This window comes from Cupriavidus sp. GW822-FHT03E04 (assembly GCF_058801495.1).
The window spans coordinates 226,519-251,244 of the sequence record NZ_JBXANI010000004.1 but is presented as its reverse complement, the minus strand read 5'-3'; the positions used below and the strand labels follow the sequence as shown (position 1 = coordinate 251,244).

The 24,726-nt window shown below is 67.0% G+C and carries 23 protein-coding genes; 3 read left to right on the top strand and 20 right to left on the bottom strand.

Translation table 11 applies throughout. The features are described from left to right. The first annotated feature begins 3 nt into the window (after positions 1-3). A complete protein-coding gene (locus AC1RQC_RS06940; protein WP_492375885.1) occupies positions 4-660 on the top strand; it encodes a DUF1266 domain-containing protein in 657 nt (218 codons plus the stop codon). 1 nt (position 661) lies between these two features. Here AC1RQC_RS06940 and AC1RQC_RS06935 read toward each other — a convergent pair whose 3' ends face one another. Genes AC1RQC_RS06935 through AC1RQC_RS06925 form a run of 3 tightly spaced genes read right to left on the bottom strand, consistent with a single transcriptional unit; the run spans position 662 to position 3,250 of the window. Continuing rightward, on the bottom strand, positions 662-1,411 hold the full coding sequence (locus AC1RQC_RS06935; protein WP_492882761.1) for an enoyl-CoA hydratase/isomerase family protein: 750 nt from the start codon (positions 1,409-1,411) through the stop codon (positions 662-664). A gap of 2 nt (positions 1,412-1,413) precedes the next feature. After that, positions 1,414-2,037: a cysteine dioxygenase family protein gene (locus AC1RQC_RS06930; protein WP_492375887.1), complete on the bottom strand. Its 624-nt coding sequence runs from the start codon at positions 2,035-2,037 to the stop codon at positions 1,414-1,416. Between the two features lie 25 nt (positions 2,038-2,062). Continuing rightward, complete coding sequence (locus AC1RQC_RS06925; RefSeq protein WP_492375888.1) at positions 2,063-3,250, bottom strand: CaiB/BaiF CoA transferase family protein; 1,188 nt, start codon at positions 3,248-3,250, stop codon at positions 2,063-2,065. A 190-nt stretch (positions 3,251-3,440) separates the two neighbouring features. Between AC1RQC_RS06925 and AC1RQC_RS06920 the strand changes: the two genes are divergently transcribed. Next, positions 3,441-4,241 carry an IclR family transcriptional regulator gene (locus AC1RQC_RS06920; RefSeq protein ID WP_492375889.1) on the top strand — a complete coding sequence of 267 codons (801 nt, stop codon included), beginning with the start codon at positions 3,441-3,443 and terminating at the stop codon, positions 4,239-4,241. A 219-nt stretch (positions 4,242-4,460) separates the two neighbouring features. Next, positions 4,461-5,888: an NAD-dependent succinate-semialdehyde dehydrogenase gene (locus AC1RQC_RS06915; RefSeq protein WP_043356737.1), complete on the top strand. Its 1,428-nt coding sequence runs from the start codon at positions 4,461-4,463 to the stop codon at positions 5,886-5,888. Between the two features lie 75 nt (positions 5,889-5,963). Here the strand turns inward: AC1RQC_RS06915 and AC1RQC_RS06910 are convergent, their stop codons facing one another. From AC1RQC_RS06910 to AC1RQC_RS06830, 17 genes are all read right to left on the bottom strand, one after another. Beyond that, entirely contained in the window at positions 5,964-7,169 is a 1,206-nt protein-coding gene (locus AC1RQC_RS06910) for a DUF2252 family protein (RefSeq protein ID WP_492809754.1), read from the bottom strand. 80 nt (positions 7,170-7,249) lie between these two features. Further along, positions 7,250-7,651, bottom strand: coding sequence for a cytochrome C oxidase subunit IV family protein (locus AC1RQC_RS06905; protein ID WP_492375891.1), 402 nt, complete (start codon positions 7,649-7,651; stop codon positions 7,250-7,252). 8 nt (positions 7,652-7,659) lie between these two features. Beyond that, positions 7,660-8,343 (bottom strand): heme-copper oxidase subunit III family protein, encoded by a 684-nt coding sequence (locus tag AC1RQC_RS06900; protein ID WP_492375892.1) that lies wholly within the window; start codon positions 8,341-8,343, stop codon positions 7,660-7,662. A 33-nt stretch (positions 8,344-8,376) separates the two neighbouring features. Continuing rightward, positions 8,377-9,015 carry a cytochrome c oxidase subunit 3 family protein gene (locus AC1RQC_RS06895; RefSeq protein ID WP_492375893.1) on the bottom strand — a complete coding sequence of 213 codons (639 nt, stop codon included), beginning with the start codon at positions 9,013-9,015 and terminating at the stop codon, positions 8,377-8,379. Next, complete coding sequence (gene ctaD, locus AC1RQC_RS06890) at positions 9,012-10,769, bottom strand: cytochrome c oxidase subunit I (RefSeq protein WP_492375894.1); 1,758 nt, start codon at positions 10,767-10,769, stop codon at positions 9,012-9,014. Before ctaD ends, AC1RQC_RS06895 begins: the two co-directional genes overlap by 4 nt. A 41-nt stretch (positions 10,770-10,810) precedes the next feature. Next, positions 10,811-11,989 (bottom strand): c-type cytochrome, encoded by a 1,179-nt coding sequence (locus AC1RQC_RS06885; RefSeq protein WP_492882759.1) that lies wholly within the window; start codon positions 11,987-11,989, stop codon positions 10,811-10,813. Between the two features lie 341 nt (positions 11,990-12,330). Next, complete coding sequence (locus AC1RQC_RS06880; protein WP_459375043.1) at positions 12,331-12,834, bottom strand: hypothetical protein; 504 nt, start codon at positions 12,832-12,834, stop codon at positions 12,331-12,333. Between the two features lie 279 nt (positions 12,835-13,113). Further along, positions 13,114-14,649: a mannitol dehydrogenase family protein gene (locus AC1RQC_RS06875; RefSeq protein ID WP_492882757.1), complete on the bottom strand. Its 1,536-nt coding sequence runs from the start codon at positions 14,647-14,649 to the stop codon at positions 13,114-13,116. 31 nt (positions 14,650-14,680) lie between these two features. Continuing rightward, positions 14,681-15,892, bottom strand: coding sequence for a D-mannonate dehydratase ManD (gene manD / locus AC1RQC_RS06870; RefSeq protein WP_492375897.1), 1,212 nt, complete (start codon positions 15,890-15,892; stop codon positions 14,681-14,683). Between the two features lie 49 nt (positions 15,893-15,941). After that, positions 15,942-17,489 carry a UxaA family hydrolase gene (locus AC1RQC_RS06865; protein ID WP_492375898.1) on the bottom strand — a complete coding sequence of 516 codons (1,548 nt, stop codon included), beginning with the start codon at positions 17,487-17,489 and terminating at the stop codon, positions 15,942-15,944. Positions 17,490-17,536: 47 nt separating this feature from the next. Continuing rightward, positions 17,537-18,292, bottom strand: coding sequence for an SDR family oxidoreductase (locus tag AC1RQC_RS06860; protein WP_492375899.1), 756 nt, complete (start codon positions 18,290-18,292; stop codon positions 17,537-17,539). Positions 18,293-18,344: 52 nt separating this feature from the next. Beyond that, complete coding sequence (locus AC1RQC_RS06855) at positions 18,345-19,451, bottom strand: mandelate racemase/muconate lactonizing enzyme family protein (RefSeq protein ID WP_492375900.1); 1,107 nt, start codon at positions 19,449-19,451, stop codon at positions 18,345-18,347. Further along, a complete protein-coding gene (locus tag AC1RQC_RS06850) occupies positions 19,448-20,851 on the bottom strand; it encodes a TRAP transporter large permease (RefSeq protein WP_492882755.1) in 1,404 nt (467 codons plus the stop codon). Before AC1RQC_RS06850 ends, AC1RQC_RS06855 begins: the two co-directional genes overlap by 4 nt. Positions 20,852-20,913: 62 nt before the next feature. Further along, positions 20,914-21,546, bottom strand: coding sequence for a TRAP transporter small permease (locus tag AC1RQC_RS06845; protein WP_492375902.1), 633 nt, complete (start codon positions 21,544-21,546; stop codon positions 20,914-20,916). Between the two features lie 91 nt (positions 21,547-21,637). After that, on the bottom strand, positions 21,638-22,639 hold the full coding sequence (locus tag AC1RQC_RS06840) for a sialic acid TRAP transporter substrate-binding protein SiaP (protein WP_492375903.1): 1,002 nt from the start codon (positions 22,637-22,639) through the stop codon (positions 21,638-21,640). A 79-nt stretch (positions 22,640-22,718) separates the two neighbouring features. Continuing rightward, positions 22,719-23,747, bottom strand: coding sequence for an L-idonate 5-dehydrogenase (locus AC1RQC_RS06835; RefSeq protein WP_416053361.1), 1,029 nt, complete (start codon positions 23,745-23,747; stop codon positions 22,719-22,721). Continuing rightward, positions 23,747-24,514, bottom strand: a complete 768-nt coding sequence (locus AC1RQC_RS06830; RefSeq protein WP_492387260.1) for a FadR/GntR family transcriptional regulator — start codon at positions 24,512-24,514, stop codon at positions 23,747-23,749. The genes AC1RQC_RS06835 and AC1RQC_RS06830 overlap by 1 nt, the downstream gene beginning before the upstream one ends. Positions 24,515-24,726 lie beyond the last annotated feature (212 nt).

Sequence of the window (24,726 nt, the reverse complement as noted above, 5' to 3'; positions counted from 1 at the left end):
GGGATGAATGTCTTCTACCTGCTCCTCGGGGCCTTTGTGCTATGGCGGGTCTACCGCTTCCTGCGCCCCAAGCGTCCCGCTGTGTTCACCCGGCGCAAGCAATGGGCATTGACGTTGGCGCAGCCCATGGTTGATGCCACCAGCATGACGGGGTTTTTCAACCCCGCATCGGACCACATGACCGACGCGGCGCGCGCGTTGTTCCGCGTGCAGTTGCTGCATCAGATGGAGTTCCGCGCCAATGCCACGGATGACGAAGTGCGCCAGCACCTCGCCCAGATGTTCGAATCACGGTGGTTTCGCGCCGACCTGCATGCGCTGCTGCCGACCGACGATCCGCGCGCCGCGCTGGCCTTTGCCTGCGTCCGGATGGCCTTTTTTGCGCGCACCGTCATGCTGATGGGCTGGGTCGAGCCGATGGCCGCGTGGCGCGTGCTCCTGCTCAACGCGCAGCGCGCGCAGGACTGTTTTGCCAGCTGGGAAGACTTCGGCCATGCCTTTATCGCCGGCCGCCAGCAATGGCTTGCCGCATTCCGCGCCGACCCTCTGGGCAAGGCCTTCGATGCAGCCAGCTTGCGCCAGCTGCTGGCGCCGCCCAAGGGCGCCTGGGCAGCGCTGGCATGGCCGGACCTGCCGGCGTTCAGCCCCGAGCCGCGCTGAGTCAGCGCCTGGACGCCGCCCGGTAGGCGGCGATGCGCGCCTTGAGTCCCGGCCGGGCGGCGGAGCGCACCAGCTCGGCCAGCTGCGCCGCGCGCGCCGCTTCTGCCATGGCGTGGCCGCCCTGCGTGGCGGCCTGGATAGCGGCATGGGTTGGGGCGTCCAGCCGGCGCGCACGCTGCGCCAACGTGGCAAGCGCGCCGGCGCGCGCCTGCGGCGCCACCAAATTGCCGGCCATGTCGCAGGCCAGCGCTTCCTCGGCCCGAACGGCCCGCCCGCTCGCGATCCAGTCCCGCGCCGTAGCCACACCCACCAGCTGCGCCAGCCGAGCGCTGCCCAGCACCAGGCCGAAGGCCGCGCCGGGGAAAGCCAGCGTGCTGCCCGGCGCGATCCAATGCTGCTCGCAGGCCACCATCAGGTCGGCGCCCGCGCCCATGGCGCGGCCCTGGACCAGCGCGACGGTGGTAAAGGGTGCGCCGTGCACGCTTTGCAGCAGCAGCTCGACGCGCACGAAACGCGCCAGCAGCGAATCGTCGCTCTCGCTATCCAGCTCACCCAGATCGAACCCCGTGCAGAAATGCGTGCCGGCGCCGTCAATGGCGAGCAGGCGGGTGCCATCGTGGTGGCACGCCAGCACCGCCGCCGCGAGCGCCTCCACCAGCCCGGCCGACAGCGCATTGCCACGCTCGGGCCGGTTCAGCGTCAATCGGGTGACGTCGCCTTGCTTGTCAATCAGCAGACCGGCTTGTTCCACGTTCACCCCTGCGCCGGCGCTGCCGCCGGCGCCCACAGGTTGGGCACCAGCGCATTGGAGTAGCCGGATACGAACGGCTTGGTGGCGCCGCTGGCGGCGTCATACACATGGCGCTGGATGCGGCCAATGTTGCCGCCATACAGATGCACGCTGATCGACACCCGGTCGTCATGCGCATTGCGCACGCGGTGCACATCGCCCAGCGTGGGCGAGACCGCGGCCACCTGGCCGGCGCTCAGCACCACGGCATCGCCGTCTTCCACCAGCCGGCCGCCTTCCACGCGGTAGTGCTGGTCCACCTCGGCGCCGCGCAGCATGCCGATCAGGCCCCACACCGTGTGGTCGTGCACGGGCGTTTGCTGGCCCGGCCCCCAGACGAAGCTGACCAGCGAAAAGCGATCGAGCGGATCGCCATAGAGCAGATGCTGCTGGTAGTAGACAGGATGCGGGCGTGCCATGGCCTCAGGCAGCCAGTCGTCGTGCGCCACCAGTTCGCTCAGCGCGGCGCTGGCTTGCGCGAGGATGTCCGGCTCGCTGCTGCCCTCGCGTTCTGCCTGCGTAACCACGCGGCTGATGGTGGCAACGAACGCGCGCAGCCGATCGATGTTGCCGGTCTTGTCGCTCATGATGATTCCTCTATCTGCCTTTGACTTACGTGGGGTCTTGTTCCGTGGCTGCACTGCCCGCCTGGTAGCGGGCGCGCACGGCGGCGTTGTGCTCGCCCAGCGCCGGCGGGTCGCGGCGGATCGGCAAGCCCAGCCCGTCGAAACGCAGCGGCGAGGCGAAGGTGCGGGTCTGGTGGCCGCCAGGCAGCGTCAGCGGGCGCACCCAATCCATATGCGCCACCTGCGGATCGTCCAGCGCGGCGGCATAGTCGTTGATACGCGCATGCGGCACGCCAGCGGCATTGAAAGCGGCTATCCAGTGCGCCACGCCAGCGGTGGCAAAGCGCTCCTCCAGCAGGATCTTCAGTGCGGCCTGGTTGGCCGCGCGGTCGCGCGTGGTGGCGAAGCGCGCGTCCTGCGCCAGAGCGGGCAGTGCCACCACGCGCACCACTTCGAGCCACAGCTTCTGGTTGCCCGCGGCGATGGCAAAGTAGCCATCGGCGGCCTGGAAGGCCTGGTAGGGCGCATTGCGCGGATGCGCGGAGCCCAGCTTGGCCGGGCTTCGGCCGGTGCCGAAGTACTCGCTGGTCTGCAGTGCGGCGATGCCGAGCGTGCAACCGTACATCGGCACATCGATATGTGCGCCCGCGCCGCCGGCCCGCACCCGGGTGAGCGCGCTGGCAATGGCAAAGGCGCCGTACAGCCCCGAAGCAAAGTCCGCCAGCGGCACGCCGCACTTCACCGGCGCGCCATCGGGCTCGCCGGTTACGCTCATGACGCCGGCCGCAGCCTGGATGGTCAGGTCGAACCCGCCCTCGCCTGCGCGCGGGCCGCTCTGGCCGTAGGCGGACACCGAGCAATACACCAGACCTGGCTTTTGCTCGCGAAAGCTGGCGTAGCCCAGCCCGAGCCGGTCCATCACCCCCGGGCGGTTGTTCTCGATCACCACGTCGGCATCCAGGATCAGCGCACGCGCCAGCGCCACGTCGGCGGCATCCTTCAGGTTGAGCGCCACCGACTCCTTGTTGCGGTTGAGCGAGGCGAAGTTCTCGGAGAAGCCATCGGATAGCGGCGGCCACTGCCGTAAGGTGTCGCCCTCGGGCGCTTCCACCTTGATCACCTCGGCGCCCATATCGGCCAGCAGCATGCCGCAAAAGGGCCCGGCGGCAACGGTACAGAATTCCACGACCCGCACGCCTTGCAGCGGCAGGTCCTGTTGGTCGAGATCACGCATGGGAAGCATCCACAGGGAAGGAGAGAGAGGCGGCGCAGTGAATCAGCCGTCCTCTTCGGCAAGCTGCCGGCCGCGTTGCGACAACGCGCTGCAACGATTATAGGGAGTTGCAAAATACGATACTATCGTTCCACATTTGAGAACAGGGTGCGCCATCCGCATCAGATGCCCGCATGGAGCATAAGCATCGATGAACAACACCTTGATCAAGGGCCTCGGCGTGATCGAGTTGCTGGCGCACAGCGACCGGCCGCTGGGCCTCACCGAGATCGCCACCCGCCTGGGCCTGGCCAAGAGCAATGTGCATCGGCTGCTGCAAGCGCTGACCGAACTCAATTATGTGATTCGCGACGCCTCCGGCACCGGCTACAGTGCGTCGATCAAGCTCTGGGAGTTGGGCTCGGCGGTGCTCTCGCGGCTGGACCTGCGCCGCCATGCCCAGGCGTGGATGGACAAGCTGATGCACGCCAGCGGCGAGAGTGTGCACCTGTCCGTGCTGGACCGCGCCGAGGTGGTCTACGTGCACAAGATCGACAGCCCCAACCCCGTGCGCGCCTATACCCAGATCGGCGGGCGGGCGCTGGCGCACTGCGTGGCCACCGGCAAGGCGATGCTAGCCTTCCAGCCGGACACCGCGTTGCAGCGCATGTTCACCACGCTGGTGCCGTCCACACCCAACAGCATCGTCGAGCCCGAGCGTTTCCTGCGGGAGATGGCCAAGGTGCGCAAAGAGGGCTATGCGGTCAACCGCGGCGAGTGGCGCGAGACCGTCTACGGCGTGGCCGCGCCGATCTGCGACGGCAACGGGCACGTCATCGCCGCCATCGGGCTGTCGGGGCCCGCTGAGCGGTTCAAGCCGCACAAGATCAAGGGCTTTGCCGCGCTGGTGCTGAACGCGGCCACGGAGATCTCCGATGACCTGGGCGGCGGCAACCGGCACAATGCACTAGCACTGGCTACGCGCAGCATGGTGGCGATGCGGCGCGGCTGAGCCCCGGGCATCAGCCATTCTTCCTGAGCCCGTGAGAGATCGCGGACGGTGGCTTTTGCCGCACTTTCTCCCGCCCCTCGGAAACGCCGGCGCCTGCCGATGCACAAAACCGGCCGACGCGTTAAGCTTGCGGTTTGGCCGCCGCGCCCACGCGCGGCATCCCCCACCGCGGCGGCACCGGCTGCGCTTGTCGCACGCAACCTTCTTCAGGAGAAAGGCATGTACCAGGATCTCGCCCTCTACATCGACGGAGAATTCGTCAAGGGAGGGGACCGACGCGAGCAAGACGTCATCAACCCCGCCACCCAGGAACTCCTGGGCAAGCTGCCGCATGCCAACCGCGGCGATCTGGACCGCGCCCTGGCCGCCGCGCAGCGCGCCTTTGAAAGCTGGAAGAAGACCTCGCCGCTGGAGCGCTCCAAAATCCTGCGCCGCGTGGCAGAACTGACCCGCGAGCGCGCCAAGGACATCGGCCGCAACATCACGCTGGACCAGGGCAAGCCGCTGGCCGAAGCCATCGGCGAAGTCATGATCTGCGCCGAGCACGCCGAATGGCACGCCGAGGAATGCCGCCGCATCTACGGCCGCGTGATCCCGCCGCGCCAGCCCAACGTGCGCCAGATCGTGGTGCGCGAGCCGATCGGCGTGTGCGCTGCCTTTACGCCGTGGAACTTCCCTTTCAACCAGGCGATCCGCAAGATGGTCTCGGCCATCGGCGCCGGCTGCACGCTGATCCTCAAGGGCCCGGAAGACTCGCCCAGCGCGGTGGTCGCGCTGGCCCAGCTGTTCCACGATGCAGGCCTGCCCCCGGGCGTGCTGAACATCGTCTGGGGCGTGCCGGGCGAGATCTCCACCTACCTGATCGAATCGCCGATCGTGCGCAAGATCTCCTTCACCGGTTCGGTGCCGGTGGGCAAGCAGCTGGCCGCGCTGGCCGGCGCCCACATGAAGCGCGTGACCATGGAGCTGGGCGGGCACTCGCCGGTGCTGGTGTTTGACGACGCCGACATCGAGCCGGCAGCGGAAATGCTGGCGCGCTTCAAGCTGCGCAACGCCGGCCAGGTGTGCGTGTCGCCCACGCGCTTCTACGTGCAGGAAAAAGCCTACGACAAGTTCCTGGCGCGCTTTACCGAAGTGATCGGCTCGATCAAGGTTGGCGACGGCCTGGACGACGGCACCCAGATGGGGCCGCTTGCGCACGAGCGCCGCATCGCCTCGATGGAGCAGTTCCTGGACGACGCCAATCATCGCGGCGGCAAGGTGGTGGCGGGCGGCAAGCGCATCGGTGACAAGGGCTTCTTCTTTGCCCCAACCGTCGTCACCGACCTGCCCGACGACGCCAAGCTGATGGTCGACGAGCCCTTCGGCCCGGTAGCGCCGGTGACGCGCTTCAAGGACGTGGAAGAAGTGCTGCGCCGCGCCAACAGCCTGCCGTTCGGCCTGGCCTCGTACGTGTTCACCAACTCGCTGAAGACCGCGACGGTGGTGTCCAACGGCCTGGAAGCCGGCATGGTCAACATCAACCACTTCGGCATGGCGCTGGCCGAGACGCCGTTTGGCGGCATCAAGGATTCCGGCATCGGCAGCGAAGGCGGCCAGGAAACCTTCGATGGCTACCTGGTGACCAAGTTCATCACGCAGGTCTGATGTACCGTCCTGGCCGGGCAACCGCCCGGCCAGGAAAAGAGGGTTGGCGACGGCTAGCGAGCGCGCGAACCAGGCCTATTTCCCCCGGGCCTTGTGGTAGTCCTCGGCAAAGTCCTTCCACTGTGCCTGCGCCATCTCGCAGCCATGCCGCGCCAGCCGCAGCACCGGCGCGCGCCAGCGCGAACCGGCAGCGAATTCCTGCAACGCCTCGATCCGATCGGCGGCTTCATGTCCGCAGCCGCGCAGGTGCGCCCAGGCCGCCGAGCGCGCCATCGTGAGAAGCACCTCGTTCAGGCTGGCGCGATCGGTGTGAGGCCCAAGGTTCACGCGGTCGGCCGTGGGCTGCAGGCTCTTGACGATATAGGACGGGCTTGCTGGCCCGGGCCCCATCGCCACCGCTGAGAGCAGCGCAGGCGAAGCCGCCTGCATGGCGTGCTGGATATGCACCACGCGCGACGCGTCGCTGCCCCACGCGGGTTGCGCGCCATACGGCAAGCCTTGCCACGCGCTGGGCGCGGCGCGCTTGATGTCGATAAGCCGCTGGGCGGTCGGCGTGCCGGGCGCATGGGCTAGCACCACATAGCGCTCCAGCCCCAGGCTACCCACGCCCGCCACCCGCCGCGCCGCGTCGTCGGCCACGAACTGGCCGTGATGGGCCTGCCGCGCGAACTCACGCAGGATGGCGCCAGCGCGCTTGCGCTCGCCCTTGAGCGGTGCCAGCGCATGGATGTTGTCGACCAGCAGGCGTCGTTTCCCGCCACGCCGCACGGTGCGCGCCGCCAAGACCTCGCCGCGGCGGCGGCGTTTGACGCGGCGCAGCAGCGTCGCCACCAGGCCGGTAGCGGTGGCGCGCTCCACCCAGCGCGGCTTGCCGCTGGCCAGCACCGCCGCGTAGGTATCGAGCATGCGCTCGGCACCCGCGCGCGCGTCGGCATCCGACAGGCCGAGCTGCGGCGCCGCGATCATCAGGCTGGACAGCAAGCGCACGAGGTCCACCGTCAGCGGCGCAACCATCGCGTCGTCGAAGTCGTTCAGATCGAAATAAACCAGGCCGTTGTCGCCCTTGAAGCTGCCCAGGTTCTCCAGATGGAGATCGCCGCAGACATAGGTGGTGGGTGCCTCCATCAGCGCGGCCTCGGTGCCCACTGAGGCCGCGTAGAGGTGGTTGGTGCCACGCAGGAAGGCGAACGGATCGGCGGCGATGGCCGCGAGCTTGCGGGTCAGCCGCTCGGGATCGCGGCCATGGTTATAGATCAGGATGGCTTCCGTAGCTGGGTGCATGGTTTCCTCGTAGTGGCGGGCAACCGGGCAAGTGTACCCGGATGGCGCGCACGGAACATGCACCGCACGCGCAGGCACACTCAGCGGAAGAAAACCCCGCGCAAGAGGAACGTGTAGTCTGCCTCGGCCGCCATCAGGCCCACCAGCACCAGCAGGCAGAGCGGCGGCAGCAGGATGGCGCAGATCAGCGCCAGCCGCTCCCAGGCCATGTGCATGAACACGGCCACGATCAATCCGGCCTTCATCACCATGAAAAGCAGGATCAGGGTCCAGCGCAGATAGCCCTCGAAATGGAAGTAGTCCACCAGGTACGACAACGTGGACAGGACGAACAACAGTGCCCAGATCTTCAGGTACAGGCCAATGGGATGTTGCTGCCCATGTTGCTGCCCATGCGCTTGCCCGTGCGGCAAATCGCCGTGCGAGCCGGCAACGGCGGGGGCCTGCGCGGGCAATTCGGGAGATGGGGTCGACGCAGCCATGATGGGCCTCACCAGAGATAGAACAGCGCGAAGATAAACACCCAAACCAGGTCCACGAAGTGCCAGTAGAGCCCGGCGATCTCCACGATCTGGTAGTTGCCCGTGCGCTCGTAGCGGCCCCGCAGCACCTTGGTGGCGACGATCAGCAGGTAGATCACGCCGCAGCTCACATGCAGGCCATGGAAGCCGGTGATCATGAAGAAGGCGGAGCCAAACTGCGGCGCCCCCATCGGGTTGCCCCACGGGCGTACGCCCTCGGTCACGATCAGCTTGGTCCATTCAAAGGCCTGCATGCTGACGAAGGCCACGCCGAACAGCGCCGTGGCAAACATGAGCAACGCGCATCTCACGCGATCGCGCCGGTAGGCAAAGTTGACGGCCATCGCCATCGTCCCGCTGCTGCTGATGAGCACGAAGGTCATGATGGCGATCAGCAGCAACGGCACCTCGGTGCCACCCACCTTGAGCCCGAACACGATGCTGGGGTTCGGCCAGGGCGCCGTGCTGGCGATCCTGACCGTCATGTACCCGGTCAGGAAACAGCTGAAAATGAAGGTGTCGGACACGAGGAAGATCCACATCATCGCCTTGCCCCACGACACCTTGAAGGCCTGCTGGTCCGAGGACCAGTCGGCCACCAGCCCGCGCAAGCCGGTCACCGCCGGTGCGGATGAAGTGGGTAGCGAAGACATGGGCACGTCTCCTTCGAGAATCGGCCGGGCCGCCTAGCCGCGGCCGCAGATAAAGCGAACGAACTCCGGCGTGAGCCAGCCAAGCGCGGCCAGCAGCACCAGCCACACGGCCAGCAGGAAATGCCAGTAGCGCGCGCACAGGCGAATGCGCAGCGCGCTGCCCGGCCCGGCGCGCATGGCCATCGCCCAGCCAGCCAGGCCGCCCAGCACATGCAGGCCATGCATCGCGGTCAGCAGGTAGAAGAAGCTCCCGGACGGGTTATTGGCAGGCACCACGTGGATGGCGAGCAGGGCCTGCCATGCCCACAACTGCGAAGCCACGAACGCCGCCGCGGCCAGGCCGCCGAAGCACAGCGCGCGGTGCGCCACCGAGACACGTCCGGCGCGGGCCGCGCGCGCGGCCACCAGCATCACCCCGCTCCCCGCAGCCAGCAAGGCCGTGGACAGCCAGACCTGCCACGGCAACGCCACCGCGTGCCAGTCAGGCGAATCCATGCGCATGGCGTACGCGGCGATAAACAATGCAAACAGCGAGCTCACCACGCCCATGAACACCCACAGCCCGATGCTGGCCGGCGCGGGCCTCGCGCGCTGCCTGCCCACATCGCCGGGGCCGGGGCCCGGGCGCCGCTCGCCGTCGGCACCGGCGCGATAGACCAGGTTAGCGTTCATGCCACGGCTCCATGGCTGGTGTGCGGCTCGGGCTCGGCGCCCCCGGCCTCGGGTGGCGCGTTCTGCGCGATGAAATCCTCGCTCGCGCCTGGCACGCTATAGGCATAGGCCCAGCGATGCACCACCGGCTGCTCCGCGCCCCAGTTGCCGTGCACGGGTGGCGTGTCCGGTGTCTGCCACTCCAGCGAGGCCGCGCGCCAGGGATTGGAGCCCGCCGGCCTGCCGTGCCTGAGGCTCCAGGCCAGGTTGAAGATGAACAGCAACTGCGCCGCCGCCACGATAAACGCCGCCACGGAGATATAGGCGTTCATGGTGTGCGCCGACTCGGGGATGAAGGCGTAGTTGTCGTAGGCGTAGTAGCGCCGCGGCATGCCAAGGATGCCCAGGTAGTGCATCGGGAAGAAGATGGCATAGGTGCCGACGAACGTCACCCAGAAATGAATGTGCCCAAGCTTGTCGTTGAGCATGCGGCCGGTGACCTTGGGGTACCAGTGATAGATCCCGCCAAACACCACCAGGATCGGCGAAACGCCCATCACCATATGGAAGTGCGCGACCACGAAATACGTGTTCGACAGCGGAATGTCCACGCTGACATTGCCCAGGAACAGCCCGGTCAGCCCGCCGATCACGAAGGTGCTGATAAAGGCGATGGCAAACAGCATCGGCACCGAGAAATGGATGTCGCCCCGCCACAGCGTGATGACCCAGTTATAGACCTTGATGGCGGTGGGAATCGCGATGATCAGCGTGGTGGTGGCAAAGAAGAAGCCGAAGTACGGGTTCATCCCGCTCACGAACATATGGTGCGCCCACACCACCACCGACAGCACGCCGATGGCCAGGATGGCCCACACCATGGTGCGATAGCCGAAGATGCTCTTGCGCGAATGCACGCTGACCAGGTCGGAGACGATGCCGAACGCCGGCAACGCGACGATGTACACCTCCGGGTGGCCGAAGAACCAGAACAGGTGCTGGAACAGCAACGGGCTGCCGCCCTTGTAGTTAAGCTGCTGGCCCAGCGACACGATTGCCGGCATGAAGAAGCTCGTGCCCAGCGTGCGGTCCAGCAGCATCATCACACCTGACACGAACAGCGCCGGAAAGGCCAGCAGCGCCAGGATGGTGGCCATGAAGATGCCCCACACGGCCAGCGGCATGCGCATCAGCGTCATGCCCTCGGTGCGCGCCTGCAGCACGGTGGTGACGTAGTTGAGCCCGCCCATGGTGGCGGCCACAATGAAGATCAGCAGCGACACCAGCATCAGGATGATGCCCCACTCATAGCCGGGCGTGCCCGGCAGGATGGCCTGCGGCGGATACAGCGTCCAGCCGGCGCCGGTGGGCCCGCCCGGCACGAAGAAGCTCGACAGCAGCACCAGCACCGAGAGGAAGTAGACCCAGAAGCTCAGCATGTTGAGGTACGGGAACACCATGTCGCGCGCCCCCACCATCAGCGGGATCAGGTAATTGCCGAAGCCGCCGAGAAAGAGCGCCGTGAGCAGGTAGATCACCATGATCATCCCGTGCATGGTCACGAACTGGTAGTAGCGGTTGGCGTTGATAAACGTGAAGTGCCCGGGGAAGCCCAGTTGCAGACGCATCAGGTTGGAAAGCACCACGCCGATCAGCCCCACGAAGATGGCAACCAGCGTGTACTGCACCGCGATCACCTTGTGATCCTGGCTCCAGATGTAGCGGGTAAAGAAGCTCTGCGGTCCGTCGTGGGCGGCCTCGTCGGCGTATGCCATTGCACTCCCTCCTGTAACCTTCTTTGCAACCTGCCTGCGACCTACCTGGCCGCCGCGCCCGACGCGGCGCCTGCCTGCGTTGCAGCGCCGGGCGCGCCGTTGGCGCGGATGTAGGCAATCAGCGCGCTCACCTCCTCGTCGCTCAGGGCCATCTTCGGCATGAGCGGGCCGAAACCCTTGACCAGGCGCGCCTGCGGATCGGTGATCTCCGTCTTCAGGTAAGCGTCGTCGACCTTCGCGCTGCTGCCGTCGGCAAAGGTCCCGGTACTGCCATACAAGCCCTTCCAGCTTGGCCCCACGCCAACGGTGCCATCGATGCTGTGGCAACCCACGCAGCCCTTGCTCTGGGCCAGCGCACGGCCCTGTTCGACGAGCGTATCGGCTGCCGGCGCGCCAGCAGGCGCAGCCGCTGGCGCCGTTGGGGGCGTCTTCACCATGGTCAGCGCAAACGTCGGCTGGCGCGCGAGCCATGCCTGGAACGCCGCCTCGTCCTCCACCACCACGTGGCCACGCATGTTGTAATGGCCGACCCCGCACAGTTGCGCGCACAGGATCTCGTACGTGCCCGCCTTGGTCGGCGTGAACCAGAACGACGTAACAGTGCCGGGCACCATGTTCATGCGGGCCCGAAACGGCGGCACGTAGAAGTCGTGGAGCACGTCCTTGGAGCGCAGCAGCACCTTGACCGGACGATTCAGCGGCAGATGGACTTCCTGGCCGGCAACGATGATGTCGTCCTGCCCGCGCGGGTCGTCCGGGTTCACGCCGAGCGGGTTGGCGGGCGTGACAAAGCGCGGGTCCGAGGTGCCGAGCTGGCCGCCCCGGCCGGGAAAGCGAAAGCCCCACTGCCACTGCTGGCCCACCACCTCCAGAACCATGGCGTCGCCGGGTGGACGCACGTACTCGGCATAGACGAACAGGCCCGGCGCCAGCAGCGCGATCACCCCAAGCGTGGTGCCCGCGGTCAGCCACAGCTCCAGCTTGGGGTTCTCCGGCTGATAGGCCGCGCGCGCGCCGTCGCGATGGCGGTAGCGCCAGGCGATGTAGGCGACGAACAGGTTGATGATGACGAAGAAGATGCCGGTGATGACCAGCGTGATGGTCAGCGTGTCGTCCATCTGCTTCCAGTTGGAGGCAAGCGGTGTCGCCCACCACGGGCTCACGAAATGGAAGAGCACCGAAGCAACGACGATGATCACGATTGCAATGGCTATCGCCATACCGACCCTCCCCGCTTGCGTACAGAAGGTTGCGAACTACACGCAAGCTGAGATAAGACTAGTGCATCTGGTCCGCCACCGGCAAGGCGGCCTTGACAGCGCTTTGGGTGCGATGCCACACAAAATTGGCCCGGCCACGCGCCACCGGCGGCAAAACAAAAAGCGGCGGAGAAAGCCGGAGCTTTCATCCGCCGCCGCCGGCCCGCACGGCCCGTGTAGTGGCAATGCGCGGGTCTAAACCACTAAACCACTAAACCGCGTAGACGCAAGGCAATGGAAGCAGGGATATGCGCTGCGGCACGCGCTGATGGGTTGGCTGGTATTTCCTCCGGTCTGCGTGCTCAGTGAGATACATCCTTGCTTTCGAGCTTCCAGTAGGCAATGGCCGCGGTCATGCCGAAGATCATGTGGCCAACCAGCGTATGCCAGCCACGCGCATCGGCGAACCAGGTGAAGAAGTGCGTCATGCCGTAGAAGTTGAGCAGGTACACGGCAATGCCGAATACCGCGCCGGTAAGCAATGCCAGGCCCGTGCTCGAATCCAGGTGAAATGGCGCGATGATGGCCCCCAGGATCATGCCCAGCACCGCGCCGAGCACAAAATGGATCATCAGCGCCGCGGCCACGGTACCCACGCTGAACAACGATGTCTGGAGCACGTCCTGCCCCATCAGGATCGCCGCGATCATCCGCGTCGTGCCCCACGGGTTGATGCCCGCCACCATCGTCGACCAGAACAGCTCGATCACCATCAACAGCGCCCCGGCCGCCAGCCCCGACACCGCTGCCGCGGTCCAGTCTGGCATGCGGCGCACGTAGTGGTGCGATTGCATGTGAAGTTCCATAGCCACCTCCAGATATGCTGTTTCACCGCCGCTTTTGCTGCAGTTGCGCTGCAGTTGCGCTGCGGTTGCTCTGCTGTTGCTCTGCTGTTGCGCTTCTTATACGCAAGTTGCGACTCGACTGCCGATCAGGCCTGCGTATCTGCACAGCATAGGACACGCCGGCCTGATCGTTTGACCGCACACGCGCAAATAAGTGCTGGAGGTGGGCCGGCGCCACGTTGGCGCCGCAACGTGCCACGCCCGGGTGACAGGATCGGTACTTGGCGGGCAGCGATCCGTTCAGGCGGCGCTGGCCTGGGTGCCGGCGACCGCCGCGAGTGTCGCCAGCACGCCGTGCTCGCGCAGCATGCGCGTATGCGTGGCAAGCGTTTCGACGAACACGCGCGAAGCGGCCAGATCCCCGAACACCGGCGTGAACGACGCGATGGCCGCGATGCGATCCGCTTCCCGCGCATGCCGGGCATCGGCCTCGGCCAGCAAGGCATGCAGCGAAGATGCCAGCGGGTCTTCGATACGGTACTCGGCGCCGTGCTCGTCCCGGCCGCGCAGGAAATGCAGCCAGCCTGCCACGCCCAGCGCCAGGCGCGGAAACGGGGCACCGGCGCGCAAGCGCTCGCGGATCGGCGCCAGCAGGCGCTGCGGGATCTTCTGCGAGCCGTCCATGGCGATCTGGCTGGTCTTATGCTGCAGCGCGGGATTGGCAAAGCGCGCCAGCAGGTCGCGCCGATAGGCCACGGTGTCCAGCCCCGGCAGCGCAGGCAAGGTTGGCAGCATTTCCTGCTCCATCATGCCGGCTATCAGCGCGCGCACAGCCGGCACGGCGATGGCGCGGTCGGTGGTGGCCCACCCGGCCACCATGCCCAGGTAGGCCGTGGTCGAATGGCTGCCGTTGACCAGGCGATGCTTGAGCGTCTCGAACGGGTGCGCGTGCTCGACGAACTGCGCCCCGCCCGCCTCCCAGCGCGGCCGGCCGGCCACGAAGCGGTCCTCCATCACCCACTGCAGGAAGGGTTCGCCCACCACGGGCCATGCGTCCTCCACGCCAAGCGTGGCGCTGATGCGCGCGGCATCGTCCACGGTGGTCTTGGGCACGATGCGGTCGACCATGGCATTGGGAAAGCCGCAGCGTTCGGCCACCCAATCGTGGAGCGCGCCATCCACGCGCGCGCAGAAGGCCAGCAGCAAGGCGCGCAGCGTGTCGCCGTTGGCGGCGATGTTGTCGCAGCTGAGCAAGGTCAGCGGCGGCAGGCCGCGTGCCATGCGCCGTTGCAGGCCGCGCGCCAGATAGCCGATGGCGGTAACCGGGGCGCTGGCATGCAGCAGGTCATGCACGACGCCCGGGTCGCTGAAGTTCAATGTGCCGGTGGCGGGGTCATGGCAGTACCCCTTCTCCGTCACCGTCAGGCTGACGATGCGCGCGTCCGCATGCGCGATCCGCTCCAGCACGGCATCGGGATCATCGGCGGCCACCAGCACTGCAATCACCGCGCCGATCACCTGCAACTGCGCGAAGCGGCTGCCGTCGTCGCGCACCCCGCGCAGCGCCAGCGTGTACAGGCCTTGCTGCGGCGCCAGCGCGTCGCGCGTGTCGGGCCGGCGAAGCGAGACGCCGACGATGCCCCAGTCTAACGAGTGCGCGCCGGTTGCGTCCGCATGCAGTGCGGCGTCCGTCACCGCCGCCTGGTGCGCGCGGTGAAAAGCGCCGATGCCCAGGTGGACAATGCCGCCGCGCAGGCGTTCGCGCGGATAGCGCGGGCGCAGTACGTCCTGCGGAAGTTGCGCGAGCGTGTCGGGATGCAGTCTTGGCGTCGTCATCGTGCGTGCCTGTGTTTGCCTGGCATTAGAACTACCAGTGCCAGAGCGTGCCATCGTGGGCAAGGCGATTCACCGGCAGGTAGGCGCGTTGATAGGGATACCTGGCCGCCAGCGTCTCGTCGATATCCACGCCATGTCCCGGCGCATCGCCCGGATACAGCATGCCGTTGGCAAAGGTGTAGGCGTGCGGGAACACCGCATCGGTCTCCTCGCTGTGGCGCATGTATTCCTGGATGCCGAAGTTAGGCACCCACAGATCAAAATGCAGCGCGGCGCCCATGCACACCGGCGAGAGGTCGGTCGCGCCATGCGAGCCGGTGCGGACCTGGTGCATGGCGGCGAAATCAGCGATGCGGCGCAGGTGCGTGATGCCACCCGCATGGACCACGGTGGCGCGGATGTAGTCGATCAACTGTTCCTGGATCAGCGTCTTGCAATCCCAGATGGTGTTGAAGACCTCGCCCACCGCCAGCGGCGTGGTGGTGTGATGGCGGATCAGCCGGAAGCTCTCCTGGTGCTCCGCGGGCGTGGCGTCTTCCATCCAGAACAGGCGGAACGGCTCCAGCGACTTGCCCAGGCGCGCCGCCTCGATCGGCGTGAGCCGGTGGTGCACGTCGTGCAGCAGGTGCAGGTCCCAGCCAGCCGCGTCACGTACCTTCTCGAACAGGCGCGGCGTGTGGTCCAGGTAGCGCTCCGTGCTCCAGTCGTGCTCCGACGGCAGCGACGCATCGGCCGGCTCGTAGAACAGGCGGTCCGACGACACGCCATACACCTTGTTAAGCCCCGGCACACCCGATTGCGCGCGCACCGCGCGGTAGCCCATTTCCTGGTAGCGCAGCACCTCGTCCACCGTGGCCTCGATATCGCTGCCATTGGCGTGGCCGTACACCATCACGCCGGTGCGGCTCTTGCCGCCCAGCAACTGGTAGAGCGGCATGCCCGCTGCCTTGGCCTTGATGTCCCACAGCGCGGTATCCACCGCGGCGATCGCGCTCATGGTCACCGGCCCCCGCCGCCAGTACGCGCCGCGATACAGGTACTGCCAGATGTCCTCCACCTGATGCGGGTCGCGCCCGATCAGGCAGGGCGCCACGTGGTCCGCCAGGTAGCTCGCCACGGCCAGCTCGCGGCCGTTGAGCGTGGCATCGCCAATGCCGCTCAGGCCCTCGTCGGTCTCGATCTTCAGCGTCACGAAGTTGCGTCCCGGGGAACACACGATGACGCGCGCGGCGGTGATCTTCATGCTCTCTCCTGCGTGGTTTTCTTCGATGGTTCCCGGTGCCTGCTCGCGCTTACATGACCGCGCCCAGCGACCACGGCACGAACTCGTTCTGCCCGTAGCCGTGCAGCTCGCTTTTGGTCTTTCGCCCCGATGCGGTCTCCAGCATCAGCCGGAAAATCTGCTCGCCCTTTTGCGCGATGCTGGCGCCGCCATCGACGATGTCGCCGCAGTTGATGTCGATATCGTCGGCCTGCCTTTGCCACAGCGCGTTATTGGTCGCCAGCTTGAGCGAGGGCGATGGCGCGCAGCCGTAGGCCGAGCCGCGCCCCGTGGTGAAGCAGATCAGGTTGGCGCCGCCCGCCACCTGGCCGGTGGCCGAGACCGGGTCGTAGCCAGGCGTGTCCATGAAGACCAGGCCGCGCGCGCGCACCGGCTGCGCGAATTCGTAGACCTCCACCAGGTTGGTGGTGCCGCTCTTGGCCACCGCGCCTAGCGACTTCTCCAGGATGGTGGTGAGCCCGCCGGCCTTGTTGCCAGCCGAGGGATTGTTGTCCATGCTGCCGTGGTTGCGCGCGCAGTAGTCCTCCCACCAGCGGATCCGCGCCAGCAGGCGCGCGGCCACCGCTGGCGACGCCGCGCGGCGCGTCAGCAGATGCTCGGCGCCGTAGATCTCGGGCGTCTCGGACAAAATGGCGCCGCCGCCGTGGCGCACCAGCAGATCCACGGCCGCGCCCAGCGCCGGGTTGGCAGTCAGCCCGGAGTAGCCATCCGAGCCGCCGCATTGCAGGCCCACCGTGATGTGGCTCGCTGGCACGGCTTGCCGGTGCACGCGATTGGCATCGGCAAGCAGGTCCTGCACGATGGCCACGCCGCGCGCCACCGCGCCGGCCGTGCCGCCGCTGTCCTGGATGTTGAACGCATGCAGGCGCGGGCCGCCGGCCATGCCAGCGAGATGCGCCTCGGCCAGTAGGCCATCGATCTGGTTGGCCTCGCAGCCCAGCCCCACCACCAGCACCGCGGCAAAGTTCGGGTGGCGCGCGTAGCCCGCCAGCGTGCGGCGTAATACGCGCAGGTTCTCGCCCTCGCTATCGGTGGCGCAGCCCGCGCCATGCGTGAGCGCCACCACGCCGTCCACATTGGGAAACGCGCCCAGTGCCTCGGGGCGAAGCTCGCGCCGGAAATGATCGGCAATGGCGCGCGCCACCGTTGCGGAGCAGTTCACCGAGGTGAGGATGCCAATGTAGTTGCGGGTGGCCACGCTGCCGTCGGCCCGTTTGATGCCGTCGAAGCAGGCAGGTGCATCAACGTACTCGGTGGCGCGCGCATCGGCGCCGGCAGCGTATTCGCGTGCGAACTCGCCCATGGCCAGGTTATGCGTATGCACGTGCTGGCCCGGCGCGATCGGCTGGCGCGCAAAACCGATGATCTGGTTGTAGCGCCGCACCGGCGCGCCCGCGGCGATGGCGCGCACCGCCAGCTTGTGTCCGGGCGGCACCAGGCTGGCGACGGTCACGCCCTCGGCGGCGATGACGGTGCCCGGCACCAATTGGCGGCAGGCGATGACGATGTCGTCGGCGGGGTGTATGCGGATGACATTGAGGATGTTATCGGCTGGCATGCTGGCTCCGGGCGGATGGCTGAGAGGGACGAGCAGGATGTGCCGCCTCAGTTGGACCAGCCACCGTCGATCACCTGCGCCGTGCCGGTGGTGAATGCCGATTCGTCCGAGCCGAGATACACCGCCAGCGCGGCGATCTCCGCGGCGCTGCCGATGCGCCCCATTGGCTGGCGGGCGACAAAGGCGGCTTCCACCTCGGCCAGGCTCTTGCCGCCATCACGCGCCTGGTCCGCGATGCGCTGGCGCAGCGAGGGCGACTCCACCGTGCCAGGGCAGATCGCATTGCAGCGGATGCCATGGCCGATGTAGTCCGCCGCCACCGACTTGGTCATGCCGATCACCGCCGCCTTGGTGGCGCCGTAGACGAAGCGGTTGGGCGCGCCCTTGATGCTGCCCGCCACCGACGCCATGTTGACGATCGAGCCGCGGCGCTGCGCCACCATGGCGGGCAGGAAGGCGCGCATCATGCTGTACATGGCGCGCACGTTCAGGTTCATCGAGAAATCGAAAGCCGCTTCGTCGCATTCCAGGATGGTGCCGTGGTGCACGAAGCCCGCGCCGTTGAACAGGATATCGAGCGCGCCAGCCTGCTTCGCCGCGGCCTGCACCGCGGCACCGTCCGTCACGTCCAGCCGCAGCGTGGTGCAGCCGGGCTGGCCGGCCAGCGCCTCGAGCAGGCGCTCGTTGATATCGGCGGCGATCACGCGCGCGCCTTCACGCAGATAGGCTTCGGCGGTGGCGCGGCCAATGCCCTGCCCGGCCGCGGTGACGAGGGCCAGCTTGCCAGCGAGTCGTTGCGTCATCAGTCGTTCTCCATGAGCGGTCCCGGCCACGTTTGCGTAGCCGGTGAAATCATCAGGAAACCAGCGTGCGCGCCACCGTGCGGCGCCCGATCGCGGCCCAGTCCCATTCGATGCCAAGGCCCGGCGCGTCCGGGGCGATGGCGTAGCCAGCCTCGATGCGCACGCTGCTGGCGGCAATCTCGTCGAGCTGCGGGATGTACTCCACCCAGGCCGCGTTGGGCACCGCAGCGCATAGCGACACATGCAGCTCCATCAGGAAGTGCGGGCAAATCGGCAGGTTGTGGGCCTCGGCCAGGTGCGCCACCTTAAGCCAGGGCGTGATGCCGCCAATGCGCGCCACATCGGCCTGCACGATCCCGCAGGCGCCCTGGCGCACGTACTCGGCAAACTGGCCAGGCGAGTACAACGACTCGCCCACCGCGATGGGCACCGAGGTGGATGCGGCCAGCCGCACGTGCCCGCCGATATCGTCGGCCGGCAGCGGCTCCTCGAACCACGCGATGCCCAGCTCGGCGTAGCGAGGCGCGCGCCGGATGGCCTCGGCGGCGGTGAAGCACTGGTTGGCATCCACCATCAGCTCGAAGCCGTCACCTACCGCGGCACGCACCGCCGCGAGGCGCGCCACATCCTCGCTCGCCCGCGCACGGCCCACCTTCAGCTTGGCGCCGCGAAAACCCGCCTCGCGCGCCGCCACGGCCTCGCTCACCAGCGTATCGGCATCCAGGTGCAGCCAGCCGCCTTCGGTGGTGTAGACCGGCACGCGCGGTTGCGCCCCGCCGGCGGCAAGCCACAGGGGCTGGCCGTCGCGCCGGCAGCGCCAGTCCCACAGCGCGGTATCGATGGCGGCCAGCGCCAGGCTGGTGATGGCGCCGACCGAGGTGGCGTGCGTGGCAAACAGCAGCTCGCGCCAGATCGCCTCGATCTGGGCGGGATCGCGCCCGATCAAGCGCGGCGCCAGGTGATCGCGCAGCAGCGCCATCACCGATGAGCCGCCGGTGCCGATGGTATAGGCGTAGCCCGTGCCCTCGGCGCCATCATCGCAGCGGATGCGCACCATGGGCGTTTCCTGCGTGACGAAGGACTGGATGGCGTCGGAGCGCGGCACGCGCGGCGGCAGGTCCACCTGCAGCAGTTCGACCTGGACGATGGTGGCGCTCATTTGCTGCCCACCAGGTTCGGCAGCCACAGCGTGATCGCCGGGAAATAGGTGATGGCGATCAGCGTCAGGAACAACGGCACCAGCCACGGCAGGATGGCCACGGTAGTGCGCTCCACCGACAGCTTGGCCACCCGCGCCAGCACGAACAGCACCATCCCCAGCGGCGGATGCAGCAGGCCGATCATCAGGTTGAGCGTCATCACCAGCCCGAAGTGGATCGGGTCGATGCCGAGCTTGAGCACGATGGGCAACAGGATCGGGACCAGGATGGTGATCGCCGCCGTGGTGTCGATAAAGCAGCCCACGATCAGGATCAGCACGTTGGCCAGCAGCAGGAACACCCATTTGTTGTGGGTGAAGCCAAGGATGGCGTCGGACAGCATCTGCGCGGCCTGGCTAGTGGTGAGCAGCCACGCGAAGATCGATGCCGCGGTGACGATGAACAGCACCGATGCGGTGGTCTCGATGGTGTCGAGCGTGGCCTTGGCCAGCGAGCGCAGCGTCATGGAGCGGTAGCGCACCAGCCCGAGGAACAGCGCCCAGATCACCGCCGCCACCGCGGCCTCGGTGGGCGTGAACCAGCCCAGCGTCATGCCGCCAATCAGGATCACCGGCGCCATCAGCGCCATCACCGCGGAAAAGTCGAAGTACCAGTCCAGCGCCAGCAGCACCACCAGCGCGATCAGCGCGGCCACGTTGGTGGACACGCCAAAGCGCGTCATCAGCCAGATCGCCAGCGGAAAGGCCAGCACCACCGCGATCTCGATGCTGGCGTTGCCCAGCAGCTTCCAGGAGAACGCCGTATCTCTGCCCCAGCCGCGGCGGTGGGCAAACCACGCCACCGTGCCCATCATGAACAAGGTCAGCACCAGTCCCGGCACGATGCCGGCCAGGAACAGCGAGCCGATCGACACATTGGCCATCATGCCGTAGATCACGAACGGCAGCGACGGCGGGATGATCGGCCCGAGCGTGGCCGAGGCCGCCGTCACGCCAACCGCGAACTCGGTCTCGTAGCCGTGGTCCTGCATGGCCTTGATCTCGATGGTGCCCAGGCCCGCCGCATCGGCAATGGCGGTGCCCGACATGCCGGAGAAGATCACCGAGCCGATGATGTTGACGTGGCCCAGCCCGCCGCGCATCCAGCCCACCAGCGCCACGGCGAAGTTATAGATGCGCCCGGTGATACCGGCCACGTTCATCAGGTTGCCGGCGAGGATGAAGAAGGGCACGGCCAGGAGCGGAAAGCTCTCCACGCCGGCAATCATGCGCTGCGCCAGGATCACGTCCGGCACTGTGCCGGAGGTCCAGATATACAGCAGCGAAGCCACCGCCATCGCAATGGCGACTGGCAGGCCCACCAGCATCAGCAGCAGGAAGGAAACAATCAGGATCCACATGGCGGCGCGCGCTCCGGGTTGGTCGTCGGTCGTCGGTCGTTGTCTGTCGTTGTCAGTCGTCGTCAGTCGTCGCTGGCCTCGAACGCTTCGGGGCGCTCCAGGATGGAAAAACCCTGCGTCCAGTTCAGCCAGCTCACCTGGCAGGAGCGCAGGCACATCAGGACGAATCCGGCCAGCACCAGGTAGTAGATCCAGCTCTTGTTCCACTCGATGGTGGTCATCGGCTCGTCGCCCACCACCAGGATGTAGCGCCAGACCAGCCAGCCGGCATAGCCAAGAAAGGCAGTGCGCACAATGTCCACCAGCGTGGACAGCGCGCGTGCCGGCGCATGCGGCAGGTAGCGGTAGATCAGGTCCACCTGGATATGCCGGCTCTTGCGCACGCACATGGCCGCGCCGATGAACACCACGCCGATCAGGCAGTAGGTGGCCAGCTCCTCGGTCCAGGCCAGCGAGTCGTTCATCACGTAGCGGGTGAAGAACTGCAGGAAGACCAGCACGGTCATGAGCCAGAACAGCCCCAGCGTGAACCAGTCCTCGGCGGCGTAGCCGGCAAGGTCCACCTGCTTGTTGTCCGCCTCTTCGAAGCTGTGCGCCAGCTCCGCGACGGTGGCCAGTTGCGGCGCACCGCCTGAGGTCTCGCCGGCAACGGCCTGCGCGGGCAGGTCGTCGGCAAGTCGGGAACGCATTTCCATGGTGTTGCTCCGCAAAGACTGCGATCTGCCTGATCTGTGGTCTGTGATCTGCCATCGGGCGCCTGCAAGCCCGCCGCGCCTGCCGCCGGGGTCACTGCACGGCCTGGATCTTGTCCCAGTCGGCCTTGCGATAACCCTGCGATTCAAAGCTCACGTTCTTCAGCACCGCGTCGCGGTACTCCGGCACATTGATGTCGGTGACCGTCAGGCCCTTTTGCTTGAATACCGCTACCAGCTCCTTCTCCCGCGCCACCACGTCGGCGGTGGCGCGCATGGCAGCTTCCTGCGCCACGTCGCTGAACATCTTGCGGTCGGCCTCGGAGAGCTTCTTCCACAGCCCTCCCGAGATCACCGTGTTGAGGTGGTCGACGATATGGCCCGTGAGCACGATGTACTTCTGCACCTCGTAGAATTTCTTGGCTTCGATAGTGGGCAGCGGGTTCTCCTGCGCCTCCACGGTGCCGTTCTGCAGTGCCAGGTACACCTCGGCAAAGGCAATCGGCGAGGTATTCACGCCGCAGGCGCGTGGCATGGCAAGGTAGGCTGGCACATCGGGCACGCGCATCTTCAGGCCCTTCATCTCGGCACAGTGCGAGAAGGGCTTGTTGGAGGTGGACTGGCGCGTCCCGTAGTAAGTCGTGGCGACGATATGGTTGCCCGATTTCTCCTCGTAGCCACGCGTGAGTTCCTTGTAGATATCGCTCTTGGTATAGGCCAGCAGGTGGTTGGCGTCGCGGAAGGTGTAAGGGTAGTAAGTCACGCCGATGCGCGGGAACGACTTGGCGGCAAAGCTGGAGCCCGAGATGATGATATCGACCGAGCCCATCGCCAGGCCCTGGTTGATGTCGTTCTCCTTGCCGAGCTGGGAGGCGGGAAACACATCGATCTGGTACCTGCCGTTGCTGCGCTTCTTGATCTCATCGGCGGCCCACACCGACCACTTGTGAAACGGTTCCGAGGTCTCGTACACGTGCGCCCACTTGAGCTTGGTCTGGGCCAGCGCGCTGCCGCAGGCTAGGCTGGCCACGCAGGTTGCCAGCACAAGTGCGGCCGGCAGCAACGTTGACGGCAGGCGCAGGGAAAATGGCTTCATGCTTCGTCTCCTTCGGTGTGGTGGGCCTTGCGCTGTCTTGCGGATGCGCTTGCGGCAGTCAGGTGCTGCGTGGATGGATCTATGCGGCGGTGAGCTGTACCTTGGTGCTGCGCGTCTTGTCGGCAGCCAGCGCGAATGCCTCCACGGCCTGCGCCAGCGGCAGCTGCGCCGACAGCAGCGGGCGCACGTCGAGGCGGCCTTGCGTAAGGTAGCGCACGGCCCAGTCGAACTCGCGCCCGAAGCGGAACGCGCCGACATACTCCAGCTCGCGCGCCATGATGTTGTTGGCCGGAAAGTGCAGCCCCTCGGCCGGCAACGTGCCGATCTGAACGATGCGGGCGCCACGCCGCGCGGCCAGCAGGCAGGTGTCCAGCGCCGCGCCGCTGCCGGCAGCTTCCAGGCAGACATCGGCGAGGTCCTGCAGCGCCTGCGGTGGCTCCCGGTCGGTGCGGATCACCTGGTCGGCGCCAACTCGCAACGCCACTTCGAGCGGGCGGTCCGCGATATCGCAGGCGATGATATGCGCGGCGCCGGCTAGGCGCGCGGCCATCACCGCCAGGCTGCCGATGGTGCCGCCGCCAGTGACCAGCACGGTCTTGCCCAGCAGCTCGCCCGCGCGGTTCACGCCATGCAGCGCCACCGAGAGCGGCTCGGCAAACGCCAGCTCACCCAGCGAGATATCGCTGTCCACCGGCGTCAGCTGGCGCTCGTGCATCAGGAAGTGCTCGCGGAACATGCCTTGCACGTGCGGATAGATGCTGGCGCTGCCGAGAAAACGCATGTTCCGGCAAAGGTTGTCGCGCCCGGCCCGGCAGTAGTCGCATTGCCCGCACGCATGCGAGGGATTGATCGCCACCTTGTTGCCCGGCGCGACGCGCGTGACCGCGCTGCCAACGCGGGAGACGATGCCGGCCGCTTCGTGGCCCGGCGTCAGCGGCTCGCGGATCACGAAGGCGCCGACCTTGCCGTGGAAGTAGTAGTGCAGGTCCGAGCCGCAGATACCGGCCGCACCAAGGCGCACCTCGACCTCGAACGGCCCGGGAGCGGCAGGCTCCACTTGCGTGAAACGCAGGTCTTCGCTCGCATGGATGTGGCAGACCAGGGACATCATGACTCCTCGGCAAGCTTGCGCGGCTTGCGCCGCGTTGGGGTTGGCTCGGTTGGCTCGGTGGGCTCGATTGGCGCGCCTGCGGGCCACGCCGCGTAGAAGCGGCTGTGCGAGGCTTCCAGGTGCAGGCACATGGCGTCGCGCGCGGCATCCGCCGAGCCCGAGGCGATGGCGGCCACCACGGCGCGGTGCTCGGCAATGGCCGCGTGCCAGCTGGACGCGTTCTCGAAGTGGCTGCCGAAGCGGGCAAAGAGCGGGTTATGACGCTCGTCGAACAGCTCGGCCACCAGGCGCTGCAGCACGGCATTGCCCGAGACTTCGGTAATCCGCAAATGGAACAGGCGATCGCCTTTGACCGGAATCTGTCCGGCGCCGGCCTCCTCCTGCATGATGGCAATCGATTCTTCCAGCGCGTCCAGCAATGCCGGCGTGGCATGCCGCGCGGCGTTGGCCGCCATCTCGCCCTCGATGGTCTGTCGCGCGCGGATCACATCCAGCGGCGGCTCGGCCATCACGCTGGCAGCGCGCGCACGTTCCGGCGGACAGGCGTAGATGCCCGAGCCCATCCGCACCTCCACCAGCCCCTCCACCTCCAGCGCAATCAGTGCTTCGCGCACCGATGGCCGCGACACGCCCAGTTGCACCGCAAGGTCTCGCTCCGGCGGCAGGCGCGCGCCCACGGGAAACTCCCCGTTCTCGATCAACCGGCGCAACTGGTCGGCAATCTGGCGGTAAAGGCGGCGGGGTTCGATCTGCTGCAGGGGCATGTCGGCGCGCGATTCCGAAAATGATTTGGGCCAGGAGGTAAAGTGGCCTGACCAATTTTTAGGAAGTTTTTACGCGCGCTACAAGGGGAATTTATGCAGCGCTGCAGCAGGCCGGCGCCGGTGGTTGCCCTGGCGTCCGCGCCAGCGGCCAAAACGGCATGGGTGGCGGGTGCAGCAAAGGATGTAGCGAGGCGGCTTGCGCACGCGTCCCG

What these genes read in the sequence shown, in the direction of transcription:
- AC1RQC_RS06835 (WP_416053361.1), bottom strand. Translation starts at nt 23,747, where the DNA reads ATGTCCCTGGTCTGCCACATCCATGCGAGCGAAGACCTGCGTTTCACG.
- AC1RQC_RS06915 (WP_043356737.1), top strand. Translation starts at nt 4,461, where the DNA reads ATGTACCAGGATCTCGCCCTCTACATCGACGGAGAATTCGTCAAGGGA.
- AC1RQC_RS06840 (WP_492375903.1), bottom strand. Translation starts at nt 22,639, where the DNA reads ATGAAGCCATTTTCCCTGCGCCTGCCGTCAACGTTGCTGCCGGCCGCA.
- AC1RQC_RS06860 (WP_492375899.1), bottom strand. Translation starts at nt 18,292, where the DNA reads ATGACGCAACGACTCGCTGGCAAGCTGGCCCTCGTCACCGCGGCCGGG.
- manD (WP_492375897.1), bottom strand. Translation starts at nt 15,892, where the DNA reads ATGAAGATCACCGCCGCGCGCGTCATCGTGTGTTCCCCGGGACGCAAC.
- AC1RQC_RS06885 (WP_492882759.1), bottom strand. Translation starts at nt 11,989, where the DNA reads ATGGCGATAGCCATTGCAATCGTGATCATCGTCGTTGCTTCGGTGCTC.
- ctaD (WP_492375894.1), bottom strand. Translation starts at nt 10,769, where the DNA reads ATGGCATACGCCGACGAGGCCGCCCACGACGGACCGCAGAGCTTCTTT.
- AC1RQC_RS06845 (WP_492375902.1), bottom strand. Translation starts at nt 21,546, where the DNA reads ATGGAAATGCGTTCCCGACTTGCCGACGACCTGCCCGCGCAGGCCGTT.
- AC1RQC_RS06940 (WP_492375885.1), top strand. Translation starts at nt 4, where the DNA reads ATGAATGTCTTCTACCTGCTCCTCGGGGCCTTTGTGCTATGGCGGGTC.
- AC1RQC_RS06920 (WP_492375889.1), top strand. Translation starts at nt 3,441, where the DNA reads ATGAACAACACCTTGATCAAGGGCCTCGGCGTGATCGAGTTGCTGGCG.
- AC1RQC_RS06875 (WP_492882757.1), bottom strand. Translation starts at nt 14,649, where the DNA reads ATGACGACGCCAAGACTGCATCCCGACACGCTCGCGCAACTTCCGCAG.
- AC1RQC_RS06930 (WP_492375887.1), bottom strand. Translation starts at nt 2,037, where the DNA reads ATGAGCGACAAGACCGGCAACATCGATCGGCTGCGCGCGTTCGTTGCC.
- AC1RQC_RS06910 (WP_492809754.1), bottom strand. Translation starts at nt 7,169, where the DNA reads ATGCACCCAGCTACGGAAGCCATCCTGATCTATAACCATGGCCGCGAT.
- AC1RQC_RS06830 (WP_492387260.1), bottom strand. Translation starts at nt 24,514, where the DNA reads ATGCCCCTGCAGCAGATCGAACCCCGCCGCCTTTACCGCCAGATTGCC.
- AC1RQC_RS06895 (WP_492375893.1), bottom strand. Translation starts at nt 9,015, where the DNA reads ATGAACGCTAACCTGGTCTATCGCGCCGGTGCCGACGGCGAGCGGCGC.
- AC1RQC_RS06880 (WP_459375043.1), bottom strand. Translation starts at nt 12,834, where the DNA reads ATGGAACTTCACATGCAATCGCACCACTACGTGCGCCGCATGCCAGAC.
- AC1RQC_RS06865 (WP_492375898.1), bottom strand. Translation starts at nt 17,489, where the DNA reads ATGCCAGCCGATAACATCCTCAATGTCATCCGCATACACCCCGCCGAC.
- AC1RQC_RS06850 (WP_492882755.1), bottom strand. Translation starts at nt 20,851, where the DNA reads ATGTGGATCCTGATTGTTTCCTTCCTGCTGCTGATGCTGGTGGGCCTG.
- AC1RQC_RS06855 (WP_492375900.1), bottom strand. Translation starts at nt 19,451, where the DNA reads ATGAGCGCCACCATCGTCCAGGTCGAACTGCTGCAGGTGGACCTGCCG.
- AC1RQC_RS06900 (WP_492375892.1), bottom strand. Translation starts at nt 8,343, where the DNA reads ATGTCTTCGCTACCCACTTCATCCGCACCGGCGGTGACCGGCTTGCGC.
- AC1RQC_RS06925 (WP_492375888.1), bottom strand. Translation starts at nt 3,250, where the DNA reads ATGCGTGATCTCGACCAACAGGACCTGCCGCTGCAAGGCGTGCGGGTC.
- AC1RQC_RS06905 (WP_492375891.1), bottom strand. Translation starts at nt 7,651, where the DNA reads ATGGCTGCGTCGACCCCATCTCCCGAATTGCCCGCGCAGGCCCCCGCC.